This window comes from Psychrobacter glacincola, assembly GCF_965118485.1.
Classification (GTDB): Bacteria; Pseudomonadota; Gammaproteobacteria; order Pseudomonadales; family Moraxellaceae; genus Psychrobacter; species Psychrobacter glacincola_D.
Map to the genome: position 1 here is coordinate 56,980 of NZ_CBCPJH010000019.1, position 10,035 is coordinate 67,014.

The window sequence follows — 10,035 nt, forward strand, 5'->3', positions numbered from 1 at the left end:
TTAGCAAACAAGGCGATATGGCTAAAAAGTCCACATAAATAAATAACTTGTTTGTCCAAATTAATTTTAAGGAACTACATATGAAAACTCTACAAAAAACTCTACTTGCACTAGCAGCTGGTTCTTTACTAAGCATGGGTGCACAAGCTGCCGTTTCTTATGGCAACGGCTATACTGGTCAACCGTATGTTGGTGCTAAAGTCGGTCAATTCGATTTAGACGTTGATGGTGCTGATAAGCCAACTGCATATGGTGTATACGGTGGTTATAACTTTGATCCAAACTTTGGTTTAGAAGCTGAATTTGTAGGATCAGATGACGCTGATTACAGAGGCGGCGACATTAATGCAAAAACTTACGGCGCTTATGGTACATACCGTTATGCATTCCCAAATACTGGTCTATATGCCAAAGGTAAACTAGGTGTTGCGAGAACTGAAGTAGAAGCTTCTAATACTACGCTAGGTCTATACAATGGCACGGATAAAGATACTAGTTTAGCTGGTGGTGTTGGTCTTGGCTACTCAGTCAACCCTAATTTCAGCGTTGAAGCTGAGTATGACAAACTAGGTAGTGATGCTGATCTAATGACCGTTGGTGCACAGCTAAAATTCTAAGCTATTAACTATCATTAGTAAGTAATAACCAAATAAAAAACGATCGCTTCGGCGGTCGTTTTTTTGTGGCAATCAAAATAATATTAGCGCCATTAAAAAAATGAGTATTACGAAAGTCTTTCTGTTATTATTACGCGTTCAACAATAGTCTAACTAATTTGTATGTCTTATAATATCCATTCAAATTATACTTTAGCTTTATCTAACAGGAAGATATATGAATACTTTACAAAAAGCTTTGATCGCACTATCAGTTGGTTCATTATTGAGTGTTAGCGCTCAAGCGGCAGTTAATTATGCAGGACAACCATACGTTGGTGTTAAAGCTGGTAAATTCATGGTAGATACTGATGACCTAGACAATCCTACGGCTTACGGTGTTTATGCTGGTTATAACTTTGATTCTAACTTTGGTGCTGAAGTTGAATATGTAGGCTCTAGCAGTACTGATATTGATACGGGTACTAATCTTGTTAAAGCCGAATATGATCTTAAAACTTACGGTGCTTACGGTACTTACCGTTATCAATTCCCTAATACTAGCCTGTATGCCAAAGGCAAACTAGGTTTTGCTAAAACTGAGATTAATGTTTCTGCAAATAACGTTTTAGGATACGTTGGTAGCGATAGTGATAGCGACAGTGGTGTTGCTGGTGGTATTGGCTTAGGTTATAACTTTAACCCTAACATGAGCGTTGAAGCTGAATATGATTATGTAGCTGAAGATGTTTCTTTATTGACTGTTGGTGCACATTTCAAATTCTAATATGAATTTATATTTTTAACTTTGCTATTTTTAAAGTTGAATAAATAAAACGATCGCTTCGGCGGTCGTTTTTTTACTTTATTTTTCTTCATTAAATATATTATCTAAGATAAATATGATCATCATGGATATTTTAAACATGGGTTTAGAGCATATTCATTTCAAATGCATATAATGGAAGGGTTTTAAAACCTCATCATGAGAGTAAATGTGCTACATTGAAAGATAGGATTACAAGGATAGGGAATAGCGCAATGATAGAGACACTCTGGATGATTGAACCTTGGCATTGGTTGGTATTGGGCTTTTTGCTATTGATTATAGAGATGTTTGTACCGACCTTTGCCAGCCTTTGGTTTGGTGCTGCTGCTATTATAGTTGCTGCGCTTTCATGGCTATTGCCTATTTCTATATCCATTCAAATTATCGTCTGGTTGGTACTTTCCGCTATATTTCTATTCGCATGGTTTAAATTTGTCAAACCTTTATCTGTTGATCGTACTGAAGCAGGATTGGGTGGTAGTATTATCATTGGTGAAACCGGTATGATTATCGTACAGCCACAATCAGATAGAGCGGGTACAGTGCGTTTTAGTGTGCCGATTGTTGGTGCCGCTGAATGGGTGTGCCGTACTCGAGGTGAGCAAGTAGCAGTCGGTGATCGAGTGGTAGTAACAGATATCGTTGGTAACGAGCTGATCGTGAGTAGTATGACATCGCAGGCAGCGATTAATAAAAATATGCAGATATAATAATAGGGATGAGTTATGGGAAGCTTTAGTATTGTAATGATAGTTTTGGTCGCACTGGTCGTATTTACGGTGTTTAAGGGTGTACGAATCGTTCCACAAGGTTATAAATGGGTAGTGCAGCGTTTAGGTAAATATAGCCAGACCCTAGAGCCTGGCTTAAACCTTATTATTCCTTATGTTGATCATGTCGCTTATAAGGTGACGACCAAAGACATCGTCCTTGATATTCCATCACAAGAAGTTATTACCCGAGATAACGTCGTTATTATCGCGAATGCCGTCGCCTATATTAGTATTGTGCGTCCTGACAAAGCAGTATACGGTATCGAAGATTATGAATATGGTATCCGTAATCTTGTGCAGACCTCACTACGTTCAATCATCGGTGAGATGGATCTCGATAGTGCATTGTCTAGCCGTGATGAAATCAAAATGAAGCTCAAGCATGCGATCTCAGAAGATATTGCTGATTGGGGCATCACGCTAAAGACGGTTGAGATTCAAGATATTAACCCATCGCAAACCATGCAAGCATCAATGGAAGAGCAAGCGGCAGCTGAGCGTCTACGTCGTGCGACAGTGACCCGTGCTGATGGTCAAAAGCAAGCCGCTATCCTAGAGGCAGATGGTCGCTTAGAAGCCTCTCGTCGCGATGCTGAAGCGCAAGTAGTACTGGCTAAAGGATCAGAAGAGTCTATTCGTCTGATCACGGCTGCCATGGGTACGGAAGAGATGCCGATTGTCTACTTGTTAGGTGAGCAGTATATTAAAGCGATTCGTCAGCTGGCTGAGTCTGATAACTCAAAAATGGTGGTATTACCAGCTGACATTCTAAGTACAATAAAAGGCATGGTCGGTGATAAGCTTAAGGTTTAAGCAACTTTGCTTTGACTACATGCTATAAGCGTAATTTATAAAAATAGCCAGTGACAATATCAAGCACTGGCTATTTTTTTGACTTTCATTTCATCATCATTTTTTGATAAATTATTAATAGTTTGATACCACTTTAATTGAATAATAAAAATACTGACACAAGGACAATAATAATGACCGAGCATAACTTGAATACTGAAATAATCTTAATAAAAGACTTTCCTCAAGGCAGTCCATTACCCTATAGCGTACTTGATGCAACACACATCAATGCCGCTTATCCTGAGCAAAAACTAGAAATACGCGGTGGTGGCTATGGCTCGGATGCGGCGGCACATCCAACCAATGCTAATCAGTTCTATGTATTAACCGATCGCGGTCCCAATGCCGATTTTGATGGCATTGCTGGTAAAGGTAAGCAGTTTTTAGTGCCAGGCTATACGCCGTCTATCGGGTTATTTGAATTGCAAGCTGCCGGTAAAATTATCAAGATAAAAGAGATTGTGCTAAAAGATAGTCATGGTAATCCTATCTCTGGGTTACCCAATCCAAAAGCCTTTGGCGGTACCAATGAAGTACCATATGATATAAATGGTCAGCCGATGACGGTCAATCCAAACCTGCCTTTTGATGCCATAACCAATCCGATTAAAAGCGATATCAATGGTTTAGATCCTGAAGGACTTGCTGTCCTCAAAGATGGCAGTTTTTGGATCAGTGATGAATATGGTCCGCATCTTGTACATTACGATGGTAATGGGGTAGAAATTGAACGTATCAACGCCTTTGCCAGTGATAAACGTAATAACGTAGTTGTGAATGGTAAGCCGATTTTATTACCGGCAGAGTTTACCAAGCGCCGTGCTAATCGCGGGATGGAGGCGCTAACGATTACTCCAGATCAGACTACTCTAGTTGGTATCATGGAATCTTCGATGGAGAATCCTGATAAGTCAGGGCGTCTGTTGAGTCTGGTGCGCATTGTTACTATTAACTTAGTCTCAGGAAAAATAGCACAATATTTATATCGTCTTGATAATGCCGCATATGTGGCATCAGGGATAGTTGCTATAAATGGGCATGAATTTTATCTGATTGAACACGATCGTAAATTCCCGCTACAGGATGAGTCGGCACAAAAACTTATTTATAAAATGGAGATCTCACAGGCTACTGATATTGAAGCTTTGCTAAATGGCGAAAGTATCAAACAAGATGAGACTCTTGGTTTAACGATCGATGGACAAACACTTGAGCAACTTATTGCTATAGACGAAGCAAACTGGAAAGTGCTCGAAAAGGTGGCTATCAAGCCTGTCAAAAAAACCTTGGTAGTCGATGTCCTCGCTACTATAGATTATCCGCATGACAAGCTTGAAGGTTTATGGCTACGTCAAGATGGCTCATTGGGTTTACTCAATGATGATGATTTTGCGATGACAGATACAGAGATAGTGGATGCACAGAGTACGGTTGAGCAAAAATACTTAGATGCAGAAAAAACCATAGAAGATGCCAATCGGCTTTATCTTGTGATGCCAACTGAGTAGAAGTAGATAATTGGTCGTAAGTCAGCATATTTACTGCTAGCAAAAAAAAGACCTCGATTGAGGTCTTTTTTATTATTTATATTTCAGAGGCTAATAATTTAAATAGCTTTTGAGAAGCGGTTTTTATGTTTCTTATCCAGATATTCATCAAATACCATGGCGACATTTCGACCCAATAAGCGCCCTCTTGGTAAAACGCGAATACCAGCAGCATCCATATCTATCAGACGGTCGTCTTGCATTTGACCCAATTGTTGGATTTCATCAATAAAATAAGTAATGGCATCGATACCGAATTTTTGATTGACGTCCCTAAAGTCGATATAGTCGTGACATAACAAGTTCATAATCACGTATTCACGTAAGCGATCTTTAATGGAGGTTTTAATCACATTGACCGCTGGCATGATGGCAGGATTATTACGTGCCGCATCGATATTGTCTTTATATACCTGCAAATCAGTATGGTTTTGCAGGATATAGCTGTTATTGGCATTGGCAATTTGACTGATGGAAGAGACGCCAAAACCTAATAAATCACAGTCACCCATGATGGTATAACCCTGAAAGTTACGATGTAATTTGCCTTCGCGCTGGGCAACGGCAAGCTCGTCATCAGGCTTGGCGAAATGATCAATACCAATATATTGATAGCCTGCTTTGGTTAAGGTATTGATGGTATTACCAAGCATGGTGAGCTTGGCGGCTGGAGTCGGCAGATCCGCATCTTTAATTTGTCGTTGAGATTTAAAGCGCTCAGGTAAATGGGCATAATTAAATACCGATAAGCGATCGGGTGACATCTCAATAATACGGCGTACGGTTTTATCCAGTGTATCTGGAGTTTGATGCGGTAAACCATAAATCAGATCAATATTGATAGAATGAAAACCTAGCTCGCGCGCTTCTGCTAGTACGTTTTCAATCAATTCTGCTGAATGCACACGATTGACGGCAATTTGTACAGTCTCATCTAAATCTTGCACGCCCAAGCTCACACGATTAAAACCCAAATTACGCAATACTTTTAAGGTCTCGCTACTGAGCTCGCGTGGGTCAATTTCGATAGAATAATCGCCTTGGTCTTCTGGTAAAAATTCAAACTGGGTTTGCAAAAAATCGCACAGCTTTATCAACTCATTATCTTGTAAAAACGTTGGCGTACCCCCGCCGAAATGCAGCTGTTTGACCAGTGGTTTTTTACCGTCTGCTGGTAACGTCAATAAGCTACGTTTATGCTTAATCTCAGCAATAAGATACTCTAAATAATCGCCGGCATCGCTATTCTTTTTGGTGATGATTTTATTACAAGCACAGTAATAGCAAAGATGGCGACAAAACGGAATATGGAAATAAAGTGATAGCGGCGCATGAGCTTCGCGCTCTTGCAGGATTTTTGTTTCAAGCCCCTCTGGCATCGGTGAAAACTCTAAAGCAGTCGGATAGGAGGTGTAGCGCGGTCCTGAACGATTGTATTTATTGATAATATCTTCATCAAACGCCGGTAGCTGCTTAGTAGTGATGCTACCACGAGTGCTGGCATAGGGATTGTCCGGCTGCGTCACAGGGCGTACGGTAGTAGGCTGCTCGCTGGCATTAAGTGAATGCTCAGCTGTGCTATGATTATCGAATGGTTCTGACATGCAAGATTCCTCGTGATGACTGTGTCAATCGCCATTTTTACGTGATTGGCGCATGGCTATTTTGAGTCGAATATGGCGTTACTAATAGCGATGATAACAATAATAATTCTATTATAAGCAGTTTGGTTCTTTATCAATAACGATGTAAAGGTAAGCTCGTCTGTTGATTCTCACTGGCTATATTTATTAAAAGGCTGTAAAAAATGGCAGTTAAAATAAGTAATGACCATTATAACAAATCATAGCTTATAGTGGCATGGTCAGCAGTTTTGGTATATACCCATAAGGTTGTATGATTAGCAATCGAGGCTATCACTTATAGTATTTTTTAATTGAATTAAAAATAAAAAACAACATTTGCTCACTTATTAATAATACTCTATTATCGATAAATCTCTCTATAGGAAAGGCTTATGTCATTTGCTCAAGTCTATACCCGCTCAGTCGTCGGGCTGCATGCACCCAAAGTAATTATTGAGGTGCACCTATCACAAGGGTTACCAGCATTGACCATTGTCGGTTTACCTGAAGCGGCGGTACGTGAGAGCAAAGATAGAGTACGATCAGCGATACTTAACTCCGGATTTCAGTTTCCTAATAGACGTTTGACGATTAATTTAGCGCCCGCAGATTTACCCAAGGATGGTGCTCGCCTTGATTTACCAATTGCGATTGGCATCTTGGCAGCTAGTGATCAGTTAGATCCAACGGTGCTAGCAGGGTTTGAGTTTATCGGTGAGTTGGCACTCAATGGAGAGCTAAGGCAAGTAAGTGGTAGCTTAGCGGTTGCGCGAGCGATGAAAGCTGAGGTATTAGCGGAGCAACTTTTAAAAGATGATGAGCAACTGATGTCACCATCAAGGCAATTAATCGTCCCAACCATCAACGGTGCAGAGGCAAGCCGCGTTGATGGTATTACCGTATTGGCAGCGACAAATTTAAAAGCAGTATGCAATCATTTGCAGTCGCTCACCGATAGCAGTCCGTTGGATAAGCGTCTAGCGGCAGTAGAGCCAAGTCCTACTCAGCAGCATATTGGTTATCAAGTAGATTTGGCAGACGTGAAAGGACAGCATCATGCGCGGCGTGCTTTAGAGATTGCCGCAGCTGGTGGTCATTCACTGCTATTCACCGGACCGCCGGGTTCGGGCAAAACTTTAATGGCATCACGACTGCCGACTATTTTGCCGGATTTGAGTGCTGAGGATGCATTAGAGGTAGCGAGCACTTACTCTGTTGCTGATAGTGACTATGATTATGGTACGCGGCCCTTTAGGCAAGTTCATCACACCATATCTGCTGTGGCATTGGTCGGTGGAGGTTCACGTCCCAAACCTGGCGAAATTACCCTTGCTAATAAGGGTGTATTATTTTTAGATGAATTGCCGGAGTTTGACCGTACGGTATTAGAAGTTCTAAGGCAGCCATTAGAGGCCAAACAAATCACCATTAGCCGTGCCAATTCACAGATGACCTTTCCAGCAAATTTCTAACTGGTGGCGGCAATGAACCCGTGCCCATGTGGCTATGATGGCGATGGCTCGGGGCGTTGTCGCTGCCGACCTGAGCAGATTAAACGCTATCAAGATAAGCTATCAGGACCACTACTTGATCGCATTGATTTGCATATTACCGTACCAGCATTACCGATTGCTGACTTGCAAAATGCTCAGGCAGGTGAAACATCTGAACAAGTCCGTGCGCGAGTAGCGGCAGCTCATCAGCGTCAATTAATACGACAGAAAAAGGTAAATAATGAGCTTAGCCCTAGCGAGATTGATAAATACATTCAGCTTGGTACGGGTGAACAACAACTATTGCAGCTGGCTCAACAGCGCCTGAATTTATCGGCGCGCGGCTATCATCGGGTATTACGCGTCGCGCGGACGATTGCTGATTTAGCTGACAGCATTGATATTACCAGCGCCCATGTTTCTGAGGCGCTTAGTTATCGAAGTAAGTGATTCATTGGTAAATTAAGACAAAGTTAAATTAAAACAAACCCGTAATATTACCAACATCGTCTAAATCAATATTTTCGGCCGAAGGAAGTTTGGGCAATCCAGGCATTTTCATGATAGGCCCACAAATCACCACGATAAAACCTGCGCCCGATGAGATACTAATATCTCGCACATTAATATTAAAGCCAGTAGGTCGCCCTAGTAACTTGGCGTTATCGCTCAATGAATACGGCGTCTTAGCAATACAGACTGGCATCTTATCGAGATTCAGTGCTTCCAGTTGCCGTATTTTAGTTTGAGCTGTGCTGCTAATATCAATATCATTGGCTCCATAAATCCGCTGGGCAATCGTGCGAATTTTATCAGCAATGCTACTATCACTATCATAAGCCAAACGAAATTGGCTCGGTTGCTTGTTAGTATTTTGATTGTTACTGCTATCATTACTATCAAGTAAATTTAGCAGAGCGTTTGCTAAATCTTCACCGCCAGCGCCACCTTTCTCCCATACTTGCGTGAGAGCAACCTCTACACCTTTTTTCATACAAGCTTGCCGCACTAATTCAACCTCTGCCTCGGTATCGCTAATAAAGTGATTGATAGCGACAACTACCAGCAAACCATATACTTCTTGTATATTTTCGATATGCTTCATGAGGTTTGGTAATCCTTGCTCAAGCGCTGACAAGTTTTCAGTCGTCAGCGTATCTTTAGCTACGCCACCGTTGTATTTTAGCGCTCGGATGGTAGCGACGATGACGGCTGCATCTGGTGTTAACCCTGATAATCGACACTTAATATCAAAAAACTTTTGCGCACCAAGATCTGCGCCAAAGCCAGCTTCGGTGAGCGTATAATCTGCCAAATGCATAGCAACACGGGTAGCGATGACTGAATTACAGCCATGGGCAATATTAGCAAAGGGACCACCATGCACAATGGCTGGCGTACCTTCAATTGTCTGTACAAGGTTGGGTTTGATGGCTTCTTTTAGTAATACTGCCATTGCTCCATGTGCGTTCAAATCTTTTGCATAGACAGGCTGTTTGTCTTTGTCAAAGGCTACTAAGATATTACCCAAACGCTGCTTTAAATCTTTTAAGTCAGTTGCCAAACAAAAAATAGCCATCACTTCAGAAGCCACAGTAATATCAAAACCATCTTCACGCATCACGCCGTCGGTTGTTTTGCCAATGCCGCTAATAATATTGCGCAGTTGACGGTCATTCATATCGACCGCACGACGCCATAATACTTGCTTTGGGTCGATATTGAGCTCATTACCTTGGTAAATGTGATTGTCTAGCATAGCCGCTAGTAAATTATTTGCCGCGCCAATTGCATGAAAGTCACTGGTAAAATGTAGATTAATATCTTCCATCGGCAGTACTTGCGCGTAACCACCACCAGCCGCGCCACCTTTAACACCAAATACTGGTCCTATGGAAGGCTCACGGATAGCGACGACCGTTCTCTCACCGCTATTTTTCTGCTCATGTATGCGATTTAAGGCATCAGCCAAGCCAATCGTGACCGTGGTTTTGCCTTCTCCAGCGGGTGTCGGATTGATGGCGGTGACCAATATCAATCTGCTTTGCTTACTTTTAGCAGGCATAGCAAACACATCGGCTGGATTTATCTTAGCCTTATAGTGTCCGTAAGGTTCGATATTGACCGTTGATAAGCCAAGTTTTTCAGCGATAAGTGTGATTGATTGGAGGGTAGCGTTCTGGGCAATAGCAATATCGCTAGGTACAGTCATATAAACAGTCTCTTGCAGCGGTTAGATGTCATGATGCGTGATATTTACAACGTAAATAGTTTGAGTATGGATCTAAAAATAAATAACCAGCTAATATTAAGCTAG

At 41.6% G+C, this 10,035-nt stretch carries 7 protein-coding genes and 1 pseudogene; 6 read left to right on the forward strand and 2 right to left on the reverse strand.

The genetic code is table 11. The features are described from left to right. Window positions 1-80: 80 nt before the first annotated feature. The 5 genes from ACMHKH_RS08725 (at window position 81) to ACMHKH_RS08745 (ending at window position 4,561) form a co-directional block, all read left to right on the forward strand. Window positions 81-617, forward strand: coding sequence for a porin family protein (locus tag ACMHKH_RS08725; protein ID WP_413520251.1), 537 nt, complete (start codon window positions 81-83; stop codon window positions 615-617). Window positions 618-834: 217 nt separating this feature from the next. Further along, window positions 835-1,383 (forward strand): porin family protein, encoded by a 549-nt coding sequence (locus tag ACMHKH_RS08730; protein ID WP_413520252.1) that lies wholly within the window; start codon window positions 835-837, stop codon window positions 1,381-1,383. A 254-nt stretch (window positions 1,384-1,637) separates the two neighbouring features. Further along, window positions 1,638-2,135 carry an NfeD family protein gene (locus tag ACMHKH_RS08735; protein WP_413520253.1) on the forward strand — a complete coding sequence of 166 codons (498 nt, stop codon included), beginning with the start codon at window positions 1,638-1,640 and terminating at the stop codon, window positions 2,133-2,135. Between the two features lie 15 nt (window positions 2,136-2,150). After that, window positions 2,151-3,011 carry an SPFH domain-containing protein gene (locus ACMHKH_RS08740; protein WP_413520254.1) on the forward strand — a complete coding sequence of 287 codons (861 nt, stop codon included), beginning with the start codon at window positions 2,151-2,153 and terminating at the stop codon, window positions 3,009-3,011. 173 nt (window positions 3,012-3,184) lie between these two features. Further along, window positions 3,185-4,561: an esterase-like activity of phytase family protein gene (locus tag ACMHKH_RS08745; protein WP_413520255.1), complete on the forward strand. Its 1,377-nt coding sequence runs from the start codon at window positions 3,185-3,187 to the stop codon at window positions 4,559-4,561. 98 nt (window positions 4,562-4,659) lie between these two features. Here ACMHKH_RS08745 and hemN read toward each other — a convergent pair whose 3' ends face one another. Further along, complete coding sequence (gene hemN, locus ACMHKH_RS08750) at window positions 4,660-6,204, reverse strand: oxygen-independent coproporphyrinogen III oxidase (RefSeq protein WP_413520256.1); 1,545 nt, start codon at window positions 6,202-6,204, stop codon at window positions 4,660-4,662. 413 nt (window positions 6,205-6,617) lie between these two features. Here hemN and ACMHKH_RS08755 point away from each other — a divergent pair. Beyond that, a pseudogene (locus tag ACMHKH_RS08755) lies at window positions 6,618-8,168 on the forward strand (YifB family Mg chelatase-like AAA ATPase). A gap of 28 nt (window positions 8,169-8,196) precedes the next feature. Here ACMHKH_RS08755 and ACMHKH_RS08760 read toward each other — a convergent pair. After that, window positions 8,197-9,930: a formate--tetrahydrofolate ligase gene (locus ACMHKH_RS08760; protein ID WP_413520257.1), complete on the reverse strand. Its 1,734-nt coding sequence runs from the start codon at window positions 9,928-9,930 to the stop codon at window positions 8,197-8,199. Window positions 9,931-10,035 lie beyond the last annotated feature (105 nt).

What these genes read in the sequence shown, in the direction of transcription:
- ACMHKH_RS08725 (WP_413520251.1), top strand. Translation starts at nt 81, where the DNA reads ATGAAAACTCTACAAAAAACTCTACTTGCACTAGCAGCTGGTTCTTTA.
- ACMHKH_RS08730 (WP_413520252.1), top strand. Translation starts at nt 835, where the DNA reads ATGAATACTTTACAAAAAGCTTTGATCGCACTATCAGTTGGTTCATTA.
- ACMHKH_RS08735 (WP_413520253.1), top strand. Translation starts at nt 1,638, where the DNA reads ATGATAGAGACACTCTGGATGATTGAACCTTGGCATTGGTTGGTATTG.
- ACMHKH_RS08740 (WP_413520254.1), top strand. Translation starts at nt 2,151, where the DNA reads ATGGGAAGCTTTAGTATTGTAATGATAGTTTTGGTCGCACTGGTCGTA.
- ACMHKH_RS08745 (WP_413520255.1), top strand. Translation starts at nt 3,185, where the DNA reads ATGACCGAGCATAACTTGAATACTGAAATAATCTTAATAAAAGACTTT.
- hemN (WP_413520256.1), bottom strand. Translation starts at nt 6,204, where the DNA reads ATGTCAGAACCATTCGATAATCATAGCACAGCTGAGCATTCACTTAAT.
- ACMHKH_RS08760 (WP_413520257.1), bottom strand. Translation starts at nt 9,930, where the DNA reads ATGACTGTACCTAGCGATATTGCTATTGCCCAGAACGCTACCCTCCAA.